The sequence below is a fragment of the Pseudomonas sp. LBUM1669 genome, assembly GCF_059695705.1.
This window is the reverse complement of record NZ_CP166784.1, coordinates 1,221,153-1,240,255: the sequence shown is the minus strand read 5'-3', so window position 1 is coordinate 1,240,255 and position 19,103 is coordinate 1,221,153. Positions and strand designations below refer to the sequence as shown.

Sequence of the window (19,103 nt, the reverse complement as noted above, 5' to 3'; positions counted from 1 at the left end):
AAAACCGTTAGGTGCTGGCTTTATTTAACTTTAGCTTTGGCTTTGGCCAGGCGCTGATAACGCACCGCCTCGACGAAGACATCGGATTGGCCGGATCATCGAGGTAAGCAAAGACCTGGTCCATGCTGTTGTTGATCAAGACACCGTCACCATCATCGGTCTGGAAGACTTCACCGCTCAGGGCTTCTTGTCCGAGGACTTGATTGATCTGCTCGAGATCGAGGTTGTAGACCACCAATTCGTGCTTATCGGTGAGTTCAAACCCGGCAATGATGAAATGCCCACCGAATTGCGCCGGCACTTTCGCCGACAGGTACCAGCGGCTGCCATGGCGTGACACCGTAAAGGGGTAGGCTTCGCGCTCTTTGGGTTTGGCCTTGAAGTAGCTGACCGCCTGGTAGCGATTGTCGCTCAGACGGGTCAACTCCAGATTCATCGGCTCGCCCCAGGCGTTGGTGCTGGTCCATTTGCCGAGCAAACCTTTGGGCGCGGGGTCGCTGGCGGGCAGCGGGTCCCGGAAGGTCACCAGACAGCCACTTAGCAGCAGGAACGACAAGGCGATCACAACGACACGCCAGGCTTTCATTCAACACTCCCTATGAACACACAGCCCCGAATGGTCACCGAACCTGTAGGAGCGAGGCTTGCCCGCGAAGGCGTTGTGTCAGTCAACACATATGTTGAATGTTAAACCGCCTTCGCGGGCAAGCCTCGCTCCTACAGGGTCGAGTGCCCTGCAGGATTTACACCGACGCCAATACCAAATGCATGTAGCGGGTCAGGATACCGAGCATTTCGGCTTCGGCGACAGGCTCGGCGTCGTTGAGCAGGCCCTGATATTCCATCCGTCCGATAATCGCCGTCAACACCTTGGCATCCTGTTGCGGTTCGCGCGAACCCAATACCTGGAAAAGCTGGCACGTACCCTGTAGCAGAATCTGCTGATGTGACCGTACCAACAGCGCCAGGCGCGGGTTCAGCAACGCTTCCTGGCGGAACGCCTGTTCCGCCATCAAGTGTTCGCGGCGGTTGATCAGTTGCCGGTGAACATAGTCCGCCATCAACCGCGCAATGTCGTCCGCCAACTGCGAGCGCGACTCGGGGCTGCCGTCGCCGCTGACCACCATCTCGCGCAGCAGGCCCTCGTTGTTCACCCACAACTTGGCCATGAACGCGGCGCTGCGTTCCACGTATTGGGCGAAGGTATCGGTGAGCAAGTCATCAATATCCTTGAAGTAGTAAGTGGTGGCCGACAGCGGCACACCGGCCTCGGCTGCCACCGCACGGTGACGCACGGCCCGCACGCCATCACGCACGACAATGCGCATTGCCGCATCGAGAATGTCCTGTCGACGCTGCTCGCTGCCCTGTCGGCTGGCCTTGCGGCCCTGGTACTGAACACTTTCAGCGACTGCAGTGGCGACACCCGCTGCACCCTCTTGAGCCATTGCACGGTTCACGACAGGTCTTCCTCTCTTACTTCAAAAGTAACCATTTGATACGTTTGTACCAGACAGGCAATAAAAAGCCGCCTGTTATAGGCGGCTTTTTTATTGAAACACTTACGCTTGCGGCCGCATGTGCGGGAACAGGATCACGTCGCGGATCGACGGTGAGTTGGTCAACAACATCACCAGGCGGTCGATACCGATCCCTTCACCGGCCGTTGGCGGCATGCCGTACTCCAGCGCGCGAACGAAGTCGGCGTCGTAGTGCATGGCTTCGTCGTCGCCCGCGTCCTTGTCGGCCACCTGCGCCATGAAACGCTCGGCCTGGTCTTCCGCGTCGTTCAACTCGGAGTAGGCATTGGCGATTTCACGGCCACCGATGAACAGTTCGAAACGGTCAGTGACGTTCGGGTTGTCGTCGTTACGACGGGCCAGCGGCGACACTTCGAACGGGTACTGGGTGATGAAGTGCGGCTGCTCCAGCTTGTGCTCGACCAGTTCTTCGAAAATCATCACCTGCAACTTGCCCAGACCTTCGAAGCCCAGCACCTTGGCGCCGGCCTTCTTGGCGATGGCGCGAGCCTTGTCGATGTCGGTCAGGTCGTCAGCGGTCAGCTCAGGGTTGTACTTGAGGATCGAGTCGAACACCGACAGACGCACGAACGGTTCGCCGAAGTGGAACACTTTGTCGCCATACGGCACGTCGGTGCTGCCCAGAACCAGCTGTGCCAGTTCGCGGAACAGTTCTTCGGTCAGGTCCATGTTGTCTTCGTAGTCGGCGTAAGCCTGGTAGAACTCCAACATGGTGAATTCAGGGTTGTGACGAGTCGAAACGCCTTCGTTACGGAAATTGCGGTTGATCTCGAACACTTTCTCGAAGCCGCCGACAACCAGGCGCTTGAGGTACAGCTCAGGCGCGATACGCAGGAACATTTCCATGTCCAGCGCGTTGTGGTGCGTCTCGAATGGCTTGGCCGCCGCGCCGCCCGGAATGGTTTGCAGCATCGGCGTTTCGACTTCGAGGAAGTCGCGCTTCATCAGGAAGCTGCGGATGTGCGCAATCACTTGCGAACGAACGCGGAACGTCTGGCGTACCTCTTCGTTGACGATCAGGTCAACGTAGCGCTGACGGTAGCGCTGTTCGGTGTCGGTCAGGCCGTGATGCTTGTCCGGCAGCGGGCGCAGCGACTTGGTCAGCAGGCGCACTTCGGTCATTTCAACGTACAGGTCGCCCTTGCCGGAACGGGCCAGGGTGCCAACGGCGGCGATGATGTCGCCCATGTCCCAGGTTTTGACCGCGGCCAGGGTGTCTTCGGACAGGGTCTTACGGTTGACGTAGACCTGGATGCGCCCGGTCATGTCCTGGATCACCATGAACGAACCACGGTTGAGCATGATGCGACCGGCAACCTTGACCGGAATAGCAGCTTCTGCCAGCTCTTCCTTGGTCTTGTCCGCGTACTGTTTCTGCAAGTCTTCGCAGTAGTTGTCGCGGCGGAAGTCGTTGGGGAAGGCATTGCCCTTGGCGCGCTCGGCAGCAAGCTTTTCCTTGCGCAGGGCGATCAGGGAGTTTTCTTCCTGTTGCAGGGCCTGGTCGATTTGTAGGTCGCTCATGTCTTTAAAAATTCCATCACAGGTTCGTTGCCCCCACCGAGGGCAGGGGACTTAAGGTCTTGACTGACGGTTTACAGCCCTTGTTTCAGGCTTGCCACCAGGTATTCGTCGATATCGCCGTCGAGTACCTTGTCGCAGTCACTGCGTTCGATGTTAGTGCGCAAATCCTTGATTCGCGACGCATCGAGCACGTAAGAGCGAATCTGGTGACCCCAGCCGATGTCGGACTTGGTGTCTTCCAGGGCCTGGGAGGCGGCGTTGCGTTTCTGCACTTCCTGCTCGTACAAGCGCGCCCGCAACATTTTCATCGCGGTGTCTTTGTTGGCGTGCTGGGAGCGTTCGTTCTGGCAGCTGACCACAGTGTTGGTCGGAACGTGAGTAATACGCACGGCCGAGTCAGTGGTGTTTACGTGCTGACCACCGGCACCCGAGGAGCGGTAGGTGTCGATGCGCAGGTCCGACGGGTTGATGTCGATTTCGATGTTGTCATCGATTTCCGGCGACACGAACACGGCCGAGAACGAGGTGTGGCGGCGGTTGCCGGAGTCGAACGGGCTCTTGCGCACCAGACGGTGCACGCCGATCTCGGTGCGCAGCCAGCCAAAGGCGTATTCGCCCTTGATGTGGACCGTGGCGCCCTTGATCCCGGCGACTTCACCGGCCGACAGTTCCATGATGGTCGCGTCGAAACCGCGTTTGTCAGCCCAGCGCAGGTACATGCGCAGCAGGATGTTGGCCCAGTCCTGGGCCTCGGTACCGCCGGAGCCGGCCTGGATGTCCAGGTAGGCGTTGTTGGCGTCCATCTCACCGCTGAACATGCGACGGAATTCGAGTTTTTCCAGCGACTCGCGCAGTCGCTCGACTTCGGCAGCGACGTCATCGACGGCGGCCTGGTCTTCTTCTTCGGCGGACATCAGTAGCAAATCTTTGGCGTCGGCCAGACCGCTGTGCATTTCGTCGAGGGTTTCGACGATCTGAGCCAGCAGCGACCGCTCGCGGCCCAGTTCCTGAGCGTAAGACGGGTTGTTCCAGACAGACGGATCTTCAAGCTCGCGATTGACTTCAGTCAGACGCTCATGCTTTTGATCGTAGTCAAAGATACCCCCGAATAGTTTCGGAGCGCTCGGACAGGTCCTTGATACTGTTAAGGATCGGGTTGATTTCCATGGCGGGCAGCACTCGTTGGCGAACTTTTGAAAGCCGGCGAGTATAACGCAATCATGCTGTCACGGCAGCCCGCCTGGCGGCTTTAGGGCGAATGGTTTTGGCTGATTGTGATGTAGAGGCTGACACTTGTAGCAGCTGCCGAGCCTGCGAGGCTGCGTTCGAGGACGCAGTCCTCGTCAATTCTTTGCATGCGGTTTACCTGAAAGACTGCGCTGCCTGAATTTACGACGGTTTCGCCGCCGAACGCAGCCTCGCGCTGCTCGGCAGCTGCTACAGGAAGCATCGGGTTATTCGATGCCCACCTGATTGCGCCCATTGTTCTTCGCCAGGTACAGCCCCTTGTCCGCCGCCGAGATCAATTGCCGGCAGTCACTGCCCGGCTGCGGGATCATGGTCGACAGGCCGATGCTGATGGTCAGACTTGAGCCTTCGCTGGGGAAAATGTGCGGAATCTTCAGCGCTTCCACGGTGAGCCGTAGTTTTTCCGCCACCAGCCGCGCGCCGCCCGGCGTGGTGTTGGGCAGCACCAAAACAAACTCTTCACCCCCGTAACGGGCGGGCAGGTCCGACGGTCGGGCGCTCGCGTCGCGAATCGCGGTCGCGACTTTGCGCAGGGCTTCATCGCCTTCGAGGTGGCCGAAGCTGTCGTTGTAGGACTTGAAGTAGTCGACATCAATCATCAGCAGCGACAGTTGACTCTGATCACGTAGCGACCGGCGCCATTCCAGCTCCAGGTATTCGTCGAAATGCCGGCGATTCGACAGCCCGGTCAAGCCGTCGGAGTTCATCAACCGCTGCAACACCAGGTTGGTGTCGAGCAACTGCTGCTGGCTGACCCGCAAAGCGCGGTAGGCCGCATCGCGCTGCAGCAGCGTCATGTAGGAACGCGAGTGATAGCGAATGCGCGCCACCAGTTCGATGTTGTCCGGCAGCTTGACCAGGTAATCATTGGCCCCGGCAGCAAACGCCGCGCTCTTGATCAGCGGGTCTTCCTTGGTCGACAGGACAATGATCGGAATGTTTTTGGTCGCCGGATGGTTACGGTATTCACGCACCAGGCTCAGGCCGTCCAGACCGGGCATCACCAGGTCCTGCAGGATCACTGTCGGTTTAATGCGGATCGCCTGCGCGATGGCCTGATGCGGGTCGGCGCAGAAGTGGAAGTCGATATTGACTTCGTTCGACAACCCGCGACGCACCGCCTCGCCGATCATCGCCTGATCATCCACCAACAACACCATGGCGGCGTTTTCGTTGGTCTTGAAGTCGTCGAGCTGTAAGTCAGTCATGTGCGGTCACCTGAATACTGCCTGCGCCAGGATTGCTGTGAAAAGTCTTCATTTTGGGAAAATCTCCAGCAATCGTGGCGCTATCTTGTCCAGTGGGCGAACTTCCACGGCAGCGTCGATGGCCGCTGCCGCTTTCGGCATTCCGTACACCGCACTGCTGTGTTGGTCCTGAGCGATGGTCAAGTAGCCCTGTTGGCGCATGAGTTTAAGCCCCTGCGCGCCGTCGCGCCCCATGCCGGTGAGCAAAACCCCCACGGCATCGCCGTTCCAGTAATTGGCCACGCTCTCGAAAAACACATCGATCGAGGGCCGATAGATCTCGTTGACCGGTTCGGCGGTGTAGGCCAGCGTGCCGTTTTTCAACAAGCGAATATGGTGATTGGTGCCCGCCAGCAACACCGTGCCGGCCAGCGGCGGCTCACCTTCCTGGGCCAGGCGCACATTCAGGCCGCTGGCGCTGCTGAGCCATTCGGCCATGCCGGCGGCGAATACCTGGTCCACATGCTGCACCAGCACGATGGCCGCCGAAAAATCCCGTGGCAGGCCCTTGAGCAAGACTTCCAGTGCGGCTGGCCCGCCTGCCGAGGAGCCAATTGCAACCAGGCGCTGGCGCGAGGCCGAGCTGCGCAGCGGACTGGGGTACGATCGCTCTCGATTGCCCTTGTCACCAATCAGCCAGCCAATGTTAATGATCTTGCGCAACAACGGCGCCGCCGCCTCTTGGGCATTGCCCGCGCCGAGGGCCGGAGTGTCGACCACATCCAGCGCACCGTGGCCCATGGCCTCGAACACCCGGTGCACGTTCTGCTGCCGGTCGACCGTGACGATGACAATGGCGCACGGGGTCTCGGCCATGATCCGCCGGGTGGCCTCGACGCCGTCCATCACCGGCATGATCAGGTCCATCAGGATCAGGTCCGGCGTATGTTCGGCGCAACGCTGCACCGCTTCCGCGCCATTGCCGGCAACCCAGACCACTTCATGCGCCGGTTCGAATGCCAGGGCGCGGCGCAGGGCCTCCACCGCCATGGGCATGTCGTTGACGATCGCTATTTTCATGCCCGCGCTCCTCCGATGAGCTCAACCACTGCATCAAGCAGGGCATCGTCATGAAAACTGGCTTTGGCTAGATAATAGTCGGCTCCGGCGTCCAGTCCACGACGACGGTCTTCTTCACGATCTTTATAGGACACCACCATCACCGGCAGCGATTGCAAGCGATTGTCCTGGCGCAGTAAAGACACCAGTTCGATGCCGTCCATGCGCGGCATATCAATGTCGGTAATCAGCAGATCGAAATCCTCCGAACGCAGGGCGTTCCAGCCATCCATACCGTCGACCGCCACGGCCACGTCGTATCCGCGATTGAGCAGCAACTTGCGCTGCAACTCGCGAACGGTCAACGAATCGTCGACCACCAGAATCCGTTTGCGGGCCGCTTCTACGGCCTGGCTGCCCTGACGGGCAATCCGCTCCAGCCGCCCGGTGTTGAGCAGTTTGTCCACCGAGCGCAGCATGTCTTCAACGTCGACGATCAGCACCACCGACCCGTCGTCGAGCAAGGCCCCGGCGGAAATGTCCTGCACCTTGCCCAGACGTTCGTCCAGCGGCAACACGACCAACGTCCGCTCGCCGATAAACCGCTCGACCGCCACCCCGTAAATCGCCTCGCGCTCGCGGATCACCACGACTTTCAGGGTTTGCTGACTACTTGTGCTCGCCGGGCGCTGCAACAGCTGACTGGCGGCGACCAGCCCGACATGCCGACCTTCGTGCCAGAAGTGCTGACGCCCTTCGACCTGGACGATGTCCGCCGGTTCCAGATCGCACATGCGTTCGATGTGCGCCAGCGGAAACGCATACGCCTCGTCACCGACCTCCACCACCAGACTGCGCACCACCGACAGTGTCAGCGGCACTTCGAGGTGAAAGCGGCTGCCCTCGCCTGCCGTCTGCTCCAGCACCACCGCGCCGCGTAACTGACGGACCATGTGCTGAACCGCGTCCAGGCCGACGCCGCGCCCGGACACTTCGGTGACCGTGTCGCGCAGGCTGAAACCCGGCAGAAACAAGAAGGTCAGCAGCTCTTCTTCGCTCAACTGGGCAGCGGTTTCGGCGGGGGATAACTGCCGCGAGATGATGCTGCTGCGGACCTTTTCCAGATCGACGCCGTGACCGTCATCGCTCAACTCCAGCACCAGCAGACCGGCTTGATGGGAGGCGCGCAGCCGAATCAACCCTTCTTCGGGCTTGCCAGCGAGCAAGCGTTGCTCGGGGGACTCGATGCCGTGATCGACGGCGTTGCGCAATAAGTGCGTCAGCGGCGCTTCGAGCTTTTCCAGGACGTCGCGATCGACCTGGGTTTTCTCGCCCTCGATCTCCAGCCGCACCTGTTTACCGAGGCTGCGACCGAGGTCGCGGACCATGCGCACTTGCCCCGTCAACACGTCGGCAAACGGCCGCATGCGACAGGCCAGCGCGGTGTCGTACAAGACTTGCGCTCGCTGACTGGCGTGCCAGGCAAACTCATCCAGTTCTGCGTTTTTTTCCACCAGCATTTGTTGCGCCTCGGCCAGCAGCCGACGGGCATCGCCCAGAGCTTCCTGGGCTTCGAGGCTCAAGGCATGCTCTTTGAGATGGACGTTGAGGTTTTCCAGCGCCCGCAGGCCATTGTTCTGCATGCGCTTGAGGCGTTGCATCGTGGCCAAGTGCGGCTTGAGTCGCTGGGTTTCGACCAGGGATTTGCTCGACAGGTCGAGCAGGCTGTTCAAACGTTCGGCCGTGACGCGCAGTACGCGTTCGCCGTTTTCGGTGGTGCGCCGGGGCTTTTTCGGGGGTTCTGCGGGTGGAGGTTCGGTGGCCGGAACCAACTCTTCGACCAGTGGTGCGGGCGCTTCGGGCTCCCGCTCGGACTCGGTCATGAACGGGGCGATCGGCGTGCTGATCGGCGCGGCCAGCGCCAGCGGATCGAGCAACCGCGCCATCAATACCAGATAGGCCTCGATCTCCGCCGCAACGGAATTGTTGTTGGGCGTCGCAATGCGCATCAGCAAATCAGTGCCTTGCAGCAAGGCGTCAATGTGCTCGGGCCGCAGGTACAGGCGCCCTTCCTGCGCGCTGACCAGGCAATCTTCCATCACATGGGCGACGCTCACGCCGGCATCGACCCCGACAATCCGCGCCGCACCTTTGAGCGAGTGAGCGGCGCGCATGCACGATTCGAGGTGATCGGCCTGGGTCGGGTCGCGTTCCAGCGCCAGAAGACCTGCGCTCAGCACCTGGGTCTGGGCTTCGGCTTCGAGGCTGAACAGCTCCAGCAACGAGGCGTCGCGCATTTGCTCGGGGGTCATGTGAGGCTCCGGGTCACGGCGGACAACAGCTGTTCTTCATCCAGCCACCGCAGGCTGCGACCCTTGAATGGCAACACGCCACGGGTGAACTTGGCGCTGGCCTGGGTACCGGATTGCGACGCGGCATCGAGGATACGCTCGTCGATGGCATGAATCCCGTCCACTTCGTCCACCGGCACCACTACTGGCCCGCCGTGGGCGGCAATGATCAGCATCCTCGGCATCACGCGTGCGCCAGACACCACGCTGCCGGAGCCATCGAGACCGAGCAGTTCGACCAGCGACAGGCACGCCACCAACGCACCGCGCACATTCGCCACGCCGAGCAGGGCCCGGGAGCGCTGGTGCGGCAACGAATGAATCGCTTGCAGCGGTGCCACTTCGACCAGGCTGCGAGTGGCCAGGCCCAGCCATTCTTCGCCGAGACGAAACATCAGCAGCGAGCGGGTTTTCACGTCGATTTCGACCGCCACCGAGACCTGCTCGCGATCGTCCTGTTGCAAGGCGTAGCGGTCGAGCAAACGCGTAGCCGCGGCGGAATACACCGCGCAATTACGGCAGTGAATGTGCTCGATCAGCAGCGGGCAGGACTTGTCGCCGTGGATCCCGATGCGGTTCCAGCAATCGTCGATGGCCTGGGCATCTTTATGGGTGAGGCTCAAGGTGTCGGAAGCATTCATCGTTTACGCTCACTGTCGGCGGCGCGCTCGCTGCGGGCGGCGCGGTCCTGCAATCTTTTCGCACCCGCCGTGTCGCCCTGGGATTGCAGCAAGGCGGCCAAGTGCATCAACGCGTCGGGGTGTTGCGGTTCGAGGTACAACGCCTTGCGATAAAAACCCTGGGCCTCGAGGACTCGGCCGGCGACATCACTGAGCAGACCCAGCCAATAAAACACCTGGGCCACCGGCTCGTGGCAGCGCAAATAGCCTTCGCAGGCGGCGCGGGCTTCGGCACTTTTGCCTTCATTGGCGAGGGCCGCGATGTTGGCCAGCAAGGCGGTAGCGTCCGAAGCTTTTGGCGTGACGGCCGGCGGTGTGAGGGTTGCGAACGGACGATTGCGAACGGGCGGCGGTGTCACGCTGCGCACCGGCTGACGCACTGGCAGCGGTGTCGGAACAAAGACTGGCAGAGGCTCGGGCGCACTCTGGCGACTGAAGGCAAAAGACTGCGGGATGCCAATCGAGCGCATGCCGAAACGACCAAGCAAATTGCCTTCGGCCGGGCCGATAAACAGCACGCCGTCGACATGGGTCAGGCGCTTGAGCACTTCGAAGACTTGCTGCTGGGTGGGCAGATCGAAATAGATCAGCAGGTTGCGACAGAACACAAAATCATAGGGTGGCTCGCTGGTCAGCAACGCTGGATCCAGCAGATTGCCGACCTGCAAACGCACCTGATCGAGCACTCGCTCATTGAGGCGGTAGCCGTCTTCTTCGGCCGTGAAATGCCGCTCGCGAAATTCGATGTCCTGGCCACGAAATGAATTCTTGCCGTACAGCGCACGCTTGGCTTTTTCCACCGACAGCGGGCTGACGTCCATGCCTTCGACTTTGAACTGATGCGGCTTGAATCCGGCATCGAGCAAGGCCATGGCGATAGAGTACGGCTCCTCGCCCGTCGAACACGGCAGGCTGAGGATCCGCAGTGCGCGCATGTTGTTGATCTCAGCCAGTCGTTTACTGGCCAGCTTCGCCAGGGTGGCGAAGGACTCCGGGTAGCGGAAAAACCAGGTCTCGGGAACGATCACCGCTTCGATCAGCGCCTGCTGTTCGTCCTGCGAACCTTGCAACGTGTGCCAATACTCATCGGCCGTCAGCGCCCTGGAGGCGGTGCTGCGCTGGCGCAGCGCGCGCTCGATGATAGCCGGCCCCACCGACGTCACGTCGAGGCCGATGCGTTCCTTGAGGAAATCGAAAAACCGCTGATCGCTGCTCATGGCTGTTCCTCAAGCGATGCCGGGTCCAGCGGTGGCGAAGGAAACAGCAGCGCGCGCACCTTTTCATCGAGCAGATCGGCCACTCGCACCCATTGCAGCAAGCCTTGGGCATCTTCACGGACCGGCCCCAGGTAGGGCGCCTGGCGATTGTCCAGGCCGTAGGGTTTAAAATCCGCCGGGTTGCAGCGCAAGGTGTCGGTGGCCTGTTCCAGAATCAGCCCGAGTAACTTTGAAGGCGTCTGCTCATCCGGCCAATAGTGCACCAGCACCAGCCGTGTGCTGGTGCGCGATTGCGCCGGTTCGCCAAAGGTCAGCGCGCTGAGGTCGATCACCGGCACCACCGCGCCGCGATAGGCGAACACCCCGGCGACCCAGTCCGGCGCCTTGGCAATCGGCTTCAATGGCAGACGCGGCAGCACCTCGGCCACTTCGCGCGCCTGCAAGGCATAACGCTCGTTGCCGATGCGAAACAGCAGAAACAACGCGTGCTTTGCCGGCATCACCGCGCTGCGTTTGGCCGCGAGTTCGCTCATCAGACTTTGAATCGCGAGACGCCGCCCCGCAGCCCTACGGCCACCTGGCTCAGCTCGTCAATCGCGAAACTGGCCTGGCGCAGGGACTCGACGGTCTGGCTGCTGGCGTCACCCAACTGCACCAGCGCGTGGTTGATCTGTTCGGCGCCGGTGGCCTGCGCCTGCATGCCTTCGTTGACCATCAACACCCGCGGCGCCAGCGCCTGAACCTGGTGGATGATCTGCGACAACTGCTCGCCGACCTGCTGCACTTCGGACATGCCGCGGCGCACTTCTTCGGAGAACTTGTCCATGCCCATGACCCCGGCCGACACCGCCGACTGGATCTCACGGACCATTTGCTCGATGTCATACGTGGCCACAGCGGTCTGGTCCGCCAGACGCCGCACTTCGGTGGCGACCACGGCAAACCCGCGCCCGTATTCGCCAGCCTTTTCGGCTTCGATGGCAGCGTTCAGCGACAAGAGGTTGGTCTGGTCGGCGACTTTGACGATGGTCACCACCACCTGGTTGATGTTGCCGGCCTTCTCGTTGAGGATCGCCAGTTTGGCGTTGACCAGATCGGCCGCGCCCATCACCGAATGCATGGTCTCTTCCATGCGCGCCAGGCCTTGCTGACCGGACCCGGCCGCTACCGAGGCCTGATCGGCGGCGGTGGACACTTCGGTCATGGTGCGCACCAGATCACGGGAGGTGGCCGCGATTTCACGGGACGTCGCGCCGATTTCGGTGGTCGTGGCAGCGGTTTCGGTGGCGGTGGCTTGTTGTTGCTTGGAGGTGGCCGCGATCTCGGTCACCGAGGTGGTGACCTGCACCGAGGAACGCTGGGCCTGGGACACCAGGGACGTCAGCTCGGTCATCATGTCGTTGAAGCCGGTTTCCACGGCGCCGAATTCGTCCTTGCGCGCCAGGTTCAGACGACCGCTGAGATCGCCGGTACGCATTATTTCGAGGATCTGCACAATGCGGTTCATCGGCGCCATGATCGCGCGCATCAATAAAAGACCACACAACCCGGCACTAATGACTGCGACCAGCAACGAAATGCCCATGATCAGCTTCGCCACCGCGACCGATGAAATGATCGAGTCAGTGGCTGCTTCAGCCGCCTCCCTGTTGAATTCAATGAGTTCATCCAGCTGTTTGCGGCCGGCAGCCCATGCTGGGGTCAGCTCTTCGGTGAATATGCGACGGGCCTGTTCGACGTCCTTATGCTGGTAGGCATCGAGTACCACTTCTAGCAGCTTGTCATATTGATCGTGCAGCTTTTCAAACTCGTCGAATCTTGCCTGATCATCTTTCTCGAAGATGGTACCCCGGTAGCTGGTCATCGAGCGTTGCAGCCTTTCCTCAATACCCTGGTACATATCCTTGTCAGCCTGGGTCATTCCCCGACCGCCACCCAGCCCTATCAGTTGCTGGGTCAGCACGTAATCATCGACCCAGGCACCGCGAATCAGGGAGCTGGAGTGAATCCCGGGAAGACTGTCCGAGCGCACAACGTTCTCACTGGACTCAATCGACAGTAAACGGGAATACGACACGACGACCATCAGCAACATGATGGCGATAATCACCGCAAAGCTCGCCAAGATGCGTTGGCGTAACGTCCAGTTCTTCACAGTCAGTCCTCGGGGCGGTACAAATGCTGCGGAGTATAGCTGAGGGTGTTTCATTTATAAGACGGCTGTCATGCCACTATTCATGGCGATGACAACGGATTGGCGGGAATGTGCGGTGAGGTCACCGGGATGGGGTGAGGCTTGAAACGCCTTTGCGAGAAGACTCGCGCCCACAGTTGTATGGGAGCGAGCCTGCTCGCAAAAAACAATGACGCGGTTTAACAGACCGTAACTTTACAGGGACGCCTGACGCACCTGCTTCTCCAACTCCGCCTTCAACCCCGGCTCCAGCTTCAACTGCCGTGCCAGTTCATCCAGGTAGGACTTCTCCATGAAGCTCTCCTCATCCACCAGCATCACGCTGGCGATGTACATCTCGGCAGCCATTTCCGGTGTGCTCGCCGCGCGGGCGACTTCTGTCGGGTCGAGCGGCTTGCTGAGTTCGGCATGCAGCCACTGCTGCAACTCCTGATCGTTGTCGAGCTTGGTGAACTCGCCTTCGATCAATGCACGCTCGCGTTCATCAACGTGGCCATCGGCTTTGGCCGCTGCAACCAACGCTTTGAGGATCGCCTGGCTGTGCAGTTCAACTTGCGCGGGCGGCAGGCGGTCGAGCGTTTGTGGCTCGCTCTTCGGCGCTGTGCCCTGCTGGGCCTGCCAGTTGCCGTAAGCCTTGTAGGCAATCACGCCAAGTGCCGCGAGGCCACCGTAGATGGCGACTTTGCCGCCGACATTGCGGGCCTTTTTGCTGCCGAGCAACAGGCCCATGGCGCCGGCCGCCAAGGCACCGCCACCTGCGCCGGAGAGCAGACCGCCGAGGCCGCCCGAACCACCGCTTCCGCCGAGCAATCCGCCCAGTCCACAACTGGACGACTTGTTTTGATTTCCGCCGGCCTTGTTCTGCATCAGGTCCTGACCGGACTTGAGTAGTTGATCGAGCAATCCACGCGTATTCATTTTGCCGCCTCCACGAAAGGGGTTAACCGGACACATAAGGCCACCAGCCTAGAACGAAAGTGCCCGGCGACCGGGAACGAGAGTGCTTCTGGATGTTGCCTGGAAAAACAGGGCTATCGATTAAAGCGATATACACTCAAGCAAATCTATAAAAACCGCCCACCGGGTATTTTCCATGATGACCTTGCGTCAGATTCGTCACTTCATCGCCGTGGCCGAGACCGGATCGATCTCCGCCGCCGCGCAAACCGCGTTCATTTCCCAATCGACCCTGACGTTGGCGATCCAGCAGCTGGAGGAAGAGATTGGCGTCGGCCTATTCAACCGACACGCCAAGGGCATGAGCCTGACCCATCAGGGCCATCAATTCCTGCGCCAGGCGCACCTGATTCTGGCAACGGTGGATAACGCCAAACGCAGCCTGCAACAAAGTACCGACCAGGTCGCCGGCCAATTGATCATCGGCGTGACCAGCCTGGTGGCCGGTTACTACCTCGCGGATTTGCTCACCCGTTTCCAGCGCGCCTACCCCAACGTCGAGATCCGGGTGATGGAGGATGAGCGCCCGTATATCGAGCATTTGCTGGTCAGCGGCGAGATCGATGTCGGCGTGCTGATCCTCTCCAACCTCGAAGACCGCCATGCCTTGCAGACCGAAGTGTTGACTCATTCGCCCCATCGGTTGTGGCTGCCAGCCCAGCATCCATTGCTGGAACACGACAGCATCAACCTCGCCGACGTGGCCCGCGAACCGCTGATTCAGCTCAACGTCGACGAAATGGACCGCAACGCCCATCGCATGTGGTGCGGGGCCGGACTGCAACCGCGCATCACCTTGAAAACCGCGTCGACGGAAGCCGTTCGAAGCCTGGTAGCCGCAGGTCTGGGCGTATCGATCCAGCCCGACATGACTTACCGCCCCTGGTCACTGGAGGGCGACATCATTGAAGCGCGCCCTATCGCAGACCTGAGCCAGACCCTCGACGTCGGCCTGGCCTGGCGTCGCGGCACCGCGCGCCCGGCGTTGGTGGACCCGTTTTTGACCGTCGCCCGCGAACAACCCCACGGCGGGCGCAAGCCATCTATTTAATCGAACGCCACCTTCAGTATTTAGAATTTGTCGACCTCGGGCCCGCGCACTAGTCTTGCTCCATCAATAAGACGGCCGAGCCCCAGTCACAGGGAGCACCATGGCCACACAAGAAAAGAGAACCCGAAAAATGGCTGGCGCGCAGACCCCGTTGTTCACCGCGTTGTTGATCGATGGCGAATTGGTCGCGGGCCAGGGTTTTGTCGAACCAATCCTCAACCCGGCCACCGGGGAAGTGCTGACCCACATCGCCGAAGCCAGCACCGAGCAAGTCGAAGCCGCCATCCTTGCCGCCCACCGCGCCTTCGCCGGCTGGTCGCGGACCACACCGCAGCAACGCTCGAACCTGTTGCTGGACATCGCCAACGCCATCGAAAAACAGGCCGACCTCCTCGCCCGTCTCGAGTCCCTGAACTGCGGCAAGCCGTCGCACCTGGCCCGTCAGGACGACTTGAGCGCGACGGTCGACGTATTCCGCTTCTTCGCTGGCGCCGTGCGTTGCCAGACCGGCCAGCTCAGCGGCGAATACCTGCCGGGCTACACCAGCATGGTCCGGCGCGATCCGATTGGTGTGGTCGCCTCGATTGCGCCGTGGAACTACCCGATCATGATGGCCGCGTGGAAAATCGCCCCGGCCCTCGCCGCCGGCAATACGCTGGTGTTCAAACCGTCCGAACACACGCCGCTGTCGATTCTGGCCCTGGCGCCGGCGCTGGCCGAGATCCTTCCACGCGGCGTGATCAATATCGTCTGCGGCGGCGGTGAAGGCGTCGGCAGCCACTTGGTCAGCCATCCCAAAGTGCGCATGGTGTCGCTGACCGGCGATATCGTCACCGGACAGAAAATCCTTCAGGCCGCGGCAAAAACCCTGAAACGCACGCACCTTGAGCTCGGTGGCAAAGCGCCGGTGATCGTCTGCAACGATGCAGACATCCAGGCCGTGGTCGAAGGCGTGCGCACTTACGGTTATTACAACGCCGGCCAGGACTGCACTGCGGCGTGCCGGATTTATGCACAGGCCGGGATTCACGACCGCCTGGTGGCGGAACTCGGCGCGGCGGTCAGCAGCCTGCGTTTTGCCGGCAAACGCGACGCCGACAACGAAATCGGCCCGCTGATCAGCACCCGCCAGCGCGACCGCGTGGCCAGTTTCGTCGAACGCGCCCTTGGCCAGCCGCACATTGAACGGGTGACCGGCGCGGCGGTGCATTCCGGTGCCGGCTTCTATTACCAACCCACCCTGCTGGCCGGTTGCAAACAGAGTGATGAAATCGTCCAGCGCGAAGTGTTCGGGCCGGTGGTCACCGTGACCCGTTTCGATCAGCTCGAACAAGCCGTGGACTGGGCCAACGATTCGGAATACGGCCTCGCCTCCTCGGTCTGGACGCAGAACCTCGACAAGGCGATGCAGGTTGCGGCGCGCTTGCAATACGGCTGCACCTGGATCAACAGCCATTTCATGCTGGTCAGCGAAATGCCCCACGGCGGCCTCAAGCGTTCGGGCTATGGCAAAGACTTATCCAGCGATTCGCTTCAGGACTACAGCGTGGTGCGGCACATCATGGCGCGCCACGGCCAGCATCTCTGACTACGCTAATAACAAGCCGCTAACGGCAAGCTTCACCACGTTCACAACTGCCCCGACCATAATTAAAGAAGAGGGAATCCCCATGTTCGTGCACAAGACCGCACTGCTCAGTGCAATCACCACGGCGCTGTTGGCCAGCGCCAGTCTCCAGGCCGCCGAACCGCTGAAAGCCGTCGGTGCCGGCGAAGGCCAGCTGGATATCGTGGCGTGGCCCGGCTACATCGAACGTGGCGAAAGCGACAAGGCCTACGACTGGGTGACCGGTTTCGAGAAGGAAACCGGCTGCAAGGTCAATGTGAAAACTGCAGCGACCTCCGATGAAATGGTCAGCCTGATGGCCAAGGGCGGTTATGACCTGGTGACCGCGTCGGGCGATGCGTCGCTGCGGTTGATCGCCGGCAAGCGTGTGCAGCCGATCAACACCGCGCTGATCCCGAATTGGAAGAACATTGACCCTCGTCTCAAGGATGGCCCGTGGTACGTCGTCAATAACCAAACCTTTGGCACCCCGTATCAATGGGGCCCGAACGTGCTGATGTACAACACCAATGTCTTCAAGACCGCCCCGGACAGCTGGAGTGTAGTGTTTGAAGAGCAGACCCTGCCGGACGGCAAGTCCAACAAGGGCCGGGTCCAGGCGTACGACGGCCCGATCTACATCGCCGATGCGGCGCTCTATCTCAAAGCGAAACAGCCGGAACTGGGGATCAAGGACCCGTACCAGCTCAACGAAACGCAATACAAAGCGGTACTGGACCTGCTACGCAAGCAGCAACCCTTGATCCACCGCTACTGGCATGACGCGACCGTGCAGATGAGCGACGTCAAAAACGAAGGTGTCGTGGCCTCCAGCACCTGGGGCTACATGGTCAATGGCCTGGTGGCGGACAAGCAGCCGGTTGCCTCGGTCATCCCGAAAGAAGGCGCCACCGGTTGGGCCGACACCACCATGCTGCACGCCGAGGCCAAGCACCCGAACTGTGCCTACAAGTGGATGGACTGGTCGTTGCAACCGAAAGTCCAGGGTGACCTGGCGGCCTGGTTCGGTTCTTTGCCGTCGGTTCCGGCCGGGTGCAAGGAGAGCGAATTGCTGGGTGCCGAGGGCTGCAAGACCAACGGTTTCGACCAGTTCGAGAAGATCGCCTTCTGGAAAACCCCGCAGGCTGAAGGGGGCAAGTTCGTGCCTTACAGCCGCTGGACCCAGGACTACATCGCGATCATGGGCGGCAGATAACACACACCGTCCCCTGTGGCGAGGGAGCTTGCTCCCGCTGGGTGGCGAAGCCGCCCCAAAACCAGTCAATGCGGTCAATCAGAGAGACCGCATCAGTCCTTTTGGGAGTGCTGCGCACTCCAGCGGGAGCAAGCTCCCTCGCCACAATAAGTTTTCCAGCCAGAAAATTGATTCAGATTTTTCAGAAGTCCAGGCAGTGCCGCTGTGACGGCCCTCGCCTTTTTGGAGCACCGCACCATGACGCTTGCAGTCCAGTTCACCAACGTTTCCCGTCAGTTCGGCGAAGTGAAGGCCGTTGACCGGGTTTCCATCGACATACAGGACGGCGAGTTCTTCTCCATGCTGGGCCCTTCCGGCTCGGGCAAGACCACCTGCTTGCGCCTGATCGCCGGTTTCGAACAACCGAGCGCAGGCTCCATCCGTATTCATGGCGAAGAAGCCGCAGGGCTGCCGCCGTATGAGCGTGACGTCAACACGGTGTTTCAGGATTACGCGCTGTTCCCGCACATGAACGTGCTCGACAACGTCGCCTACGGCTTGAAAGTCAAAGGCGTCGGTAAAGCCGAACGGCGGAAACGCGCCGAAGAAGCCCTCGACATGGTCGCCCTCGGCGGCTACGGCGAGCGCAAGCCAGTGCAACTGTCCGGCGGTCAGCGCCAGCGCGTGGCCCTGGCCCGCGCCCTGGTCAATCGCCCGCGGGTGCTGCTGCTCGACGAGCCGTTGGGCGCCCTCGACCTGAAGCTGCGCGAACAAATGCAGAGCGAGTTGAAGAAGCTGCAACGCCAGCTCGGCATCACCTTCATCTTCGTCACCCACGACCAGACCGAAGCGCTGTCGATGTCGGACCGCGTGGCGGTGTTCAACAAAGGACGCATCGAGCAAGTCGACACTCCACGCAACCTCTACATGAAACCGGCTACTACATTCGTCGCGGAATTCGTCGGCACGTCCAACGTGATTCGCGGTGATCTGGCCAAGCAATTGAGCGGCAATCCACAGCCGTTTTCGATTCGCCCGGAACACGTGCGTTTCGCCGAAGGCCCGCTGGCCAGCCACGAGATTGAAGTCAGCGGCTTGCTCCACGACATTCAGTACCAAGGCAGCGCCACACGCTATGAACTGAAACTGGAAAACGGCCAGACCCTCAACATCAGCCAGGCCAACGTGCAATGGCTGGACGTCAGCGCCCAGCATCAGACCGGGCAACGCATCAGCGCACGCTGGGCGCGCGAGGCGATGATCCCGCTGCACGACAACGTTGTCGGCGGGGTGTGA

At 60.9% G+C, this 19,103-nt stretch carries 15 protein-coding genes and 1 pseudogene; 4 read left to right on the top strand and 12 right to left on the bottom strand.

The features are described 5' to 3' along the window. Positions 1-20 precede the first annotated feature (20 nt). From ACA051_RS05495 to ACA051_RS05440, 12 genes and pseudogenes are all read right to left on the bottom strand, one after another. Positions 21-586, bottom strand: a pseudogene (locus ACA051_RS05495) (hypothetical protein). Positions 587-743: 157 nt separating this feature from the next. Beyond that, positions 744-1,460, bottom strand: a complete 717-nt coding sequence (locus tag ACA051_RS05490) for a TetR/AcrR family transcriptional regulator (RefSeq protein WP_497308351.1) — start codon at positions 1,458-1,460, stop codon at positions 744-746. Positions 1,461-1,562: 102 nt separating this feature from the next. Further along, the gene (gene lysS / locus ACA051_RS05485; protein ID WP_497308349.1) at positions 1,563-3,062 is read right to left on the bottom strand and encodes a lysine--tRNA ligase; all 1,500 of its coding nucleotides are present in this window, start codon (positions 3,060-3,062) and stop codon (positions 1,563-1,565) included. Positions 3,063-3,133: 71 nt separating this feature from the next. After that, positions 3,134-4,229, bottom strand: a protein-coding gene (gene prfB, locus ACA051_RS05480) for a peptide chain release factor 2 (protein ID WP_095920368.1) whose coding sequence is annotated in 2 segments (ribosomal slippage) — positions 3,134-4,156 and positions 4,158-4,229 — 1,095 coding nt in all. Because the reading frame shifts where the segments join, the coding sequence is not laid out codon by codon here. A 287-nt stretch (positions 4,230-4,516) separates the two neighbouring features. After that, entirely contained in the window at positions 4,517-5,518 is a 1,002-nt protein-coding gene (locus ACA051_RS05475; RefSeq protein WP_497308347.1) for a diguanylate cyclase domain-containing protein, read from the bottom strand. Between the two features lie 48 nt (positions 5,519-5,566). Next, complete coding sequence (locus ACA051_RS05470) at positions 5,567-6,577, bottom strand: chemotaxis response regulator protein-glutamate methylesterase (RefSeq protein WP_497373797.1); 1,011 nt, start codon at positions 6,575-6,577, stop codon at positions 5,567-5,569. Further along, the gene (locus tag ACA051_RS05465) at positions 6,574-8,868 is read right to left on the bottom strand and encodes a hybrid sensor histidine kinase/response regulator (RefSeq protein WP_497373795.1); all 2,295 of its coding nucleotides are present in this window, start codon (positions 8,866-8,868) and stop codon (positions 6,574-6,576) included. The genes ACA051_RS05470 and ACA051_RS05465 overlap by 4 nt, the downstream gene beginning before the upstream one ends. Beyond that, positions 8,865-9,548 carry a chemotaxis protein CheW gene (locus tag ACA051_RS05460; RefSeq protein ID WP_497373793.1) on the bottom strand — a complete coding sequence of 228 codons (684 nt, stop codon included), beginning with the start codon at positions 9,546-9,548 and terminating at the stop codon, positions 8,865-8,867. Before ACA051_RS05460 ends, ACA051_RS05465 begins: the two co-directional genes overlap by 4 nt. Then, on the bottom strand, positions 9,545-10,804 hold the full coding sequence (locus ACA051_RS05455) for a CheR family methyltransferase (protein ID WP_497373791.1): 1,260 nt from the start codon (positions 10,802-10,804) through the stop codon (positions 9,545-9,547). The genes ACA051_RS05460 and ACA051_RS05455 overlap by 4 nt, the downstream gene beginning before the upstream one ends. Continuing rightward, the gene (locus ACA051_RS05450; RefSeq protein WP_497308337.1) at positions 10,801-11,337 is read right to left on the bottom strand and encodes a chemotaxis protein CheW; all 537 of its coding nucleotides are present in this window, start codon (positions 11,335-11,337) and stop codon (positions 10,801-10,803) included. Before ACA051_RS05450 ends, ACA051_RS05455 begins: the two co-directional genes overlap by 4 nt. Next, the gene (locus ACA051_RS05445; RefSeq protein WP_497310540.1) at positions 11,337-12,899 is read right to left on the bottom strand and encodes a methyl-accepting chemotaxis protein; all 1,563 of its coding nucleotides are present in this window, start codon (positions 12,897-12,899) and stop codon (positions 11,337-11,339) included. Before ACA051_RS05445 ends, ACA051_RS05450 begins: the two co-directional genes overlap by 1 nt. Positions 12,900-13,193: 294 nt before the next feature. Next, positions 13,194-13,916: a tellurite resistance TerB family protein gene (locus tag ACA051_RS05440; protein WP_497373789.1), complete on the bottom strand. Its 723-nt coding sequence runs from the start codon at positions 13,914-13,916 to the stop codon at positions 13,194-13,196. Positions 13,917-14,091: 175 nt separating this feature from the next. Here ACA051_RS05440 and ACA051_RS05435 point away from each other — a divergent pair, with 175 nt between their 5' ends. The 4 genes from ACA051_RS05435 to ACA051_RS05420 all read left to right on the top strand — a co-directional run bounded on the left by ACA051_RS05435 (position 14,092) and on the right by ACA051_RS05420 (position 19,103). Further along, a complete protein-coding gene (locus ACA051_RS05435) occupies positions 14,092-15,006 on the top strand; it encodes a LysR family transcriptional regulator (protein WP_094468922.1) in 915 nt (304 codons plus the stop codon). Between the two features lie 100 nt (positions 15,007-15,106). After that, the gene (locus tag ACA051_RS05430; RefSeq protein WP_497373787.1) at positions 15,107-16,594 is read left to right on the top strand and encodes a gamma-aminobutyraldehyde dehydrogenase; all 1,488 of its coding nucleotides are present in this window, start codon (positions 15,107-15,109) and stop codon (positions 16,592-16,594) included. Between the two features lie 82 nt (positions 16,595-16,676). Beyond that, positions 16,677-17,828 (top strand): putative ABC transporter substrate-binding protein YdcS, encoded by a 1,152-nt coding sequence (gene ydcS, locus ACA051_RS05425; RefSeq protein ID WP_497308331.1) that lies wholly within the window; start codon positions 16,677-16,679, stop codon positions 17,826-17,828. A 237-nt stretch (positions 17,829-18,065) separates the two neighbouring features. Continuing rightward, positions 18,066-19,103, top strand: a complete 1,038-nt coding sequence (locus ACA051_RS05420; protein ID WP_497308329.1) for an ABC transporter ATP-binding protein — start codon at positions 18,066-18,068, stop codon at positions 19,101-19,103.

Coding starts and splice junctions, on each gene's coding strand:
- ACA051_RS05435 (WP_094468922.1), top strand. CDS start 14,092: ATGATGACCTTGCGTCAGATTCGTCACTTCATCGCCGTGGCCGAGACC.
- ACA051_RS05430 (WP_497373787.1), top strand. CDS start 15,107: ATGGCCACACAAGAAAAGAGAACCCGAAAAATGGCTGGCGCGCAGACC.
- ACA051_RS05445 (WP_497310540.1), bottom strand. CDS start 12,899: ATGTTGCTGATGGTCGTCGTGTCGTATTCCCGTTTACTGTCGATTGAG.
- ACA051_RS05465 (WP_497373795.1), bottom strand. CDS start 8,868: ATGACCCCCGAGCAAATGCGCGACGCCTCGTTGCTGGAGCTGTTCAGC.
- ACA051_RS05455 (WP_497373791.1), bottom strand. CDS start 10,804: ATGAGCAGCGATCAGCGGTTTTTCGATTTCCTCAAGGAACGCATCGGC.
- ACA051_RS05460 (WP_497373793.1), bottom strand. CDS start 9,548: ATGAATGCTTCCGACACCTTGAGCCTCACCCATAAAGATGCCCAGGCC.
- ACA051_RS05420 (WP_497308329.1), top strand. CDS start 18,066: ATGACGCTTGCAGTCCAGTTCACCAACGTTTCCCGTCAGTTCGGCGAA.
- lysS (WP_497308349.1), bottom strand. CDS start 3,062: ATGAGCGACCTACAAATCGACCAGGCCCTGCAACAGGAAGAAAACTCC.
- ACA051_RS05470 (WP_497373797.1), bottom strand. CDS start 6,577: ATGAAAATAGCGATCGTCAACGACATGCCCATGGCGGTGGAGGCCCTG.
- ACA051_RS05475 (WP_497308347.1), bottom strand. CDS start 5,518: ATGACTGACTTACAGCTCGACGACTTCAAGACCAACGAAAACGCCGCC.
- ydcS (WP_497308331.1), top strand. CDS start 16,677: ATGTTCGTGCACAAGACCGCACTGCTCAGTGCAATCACCACGGCGCTG.
- ACA051_RS05440 (WP_497373789.1), bottom strand. CDS start 13,916: ATGAATACGCGTGGATTGCTCGATCAACTACTCAAGTCCGGTCAGGAC.
- ACA051_RS05450 (WP_497308337.1), bottom strand. CDS start 11,337: ATGAGCGAACTCGCGGCCAAACGCAGCGCGGTGATGCCGGCAAAGCAC.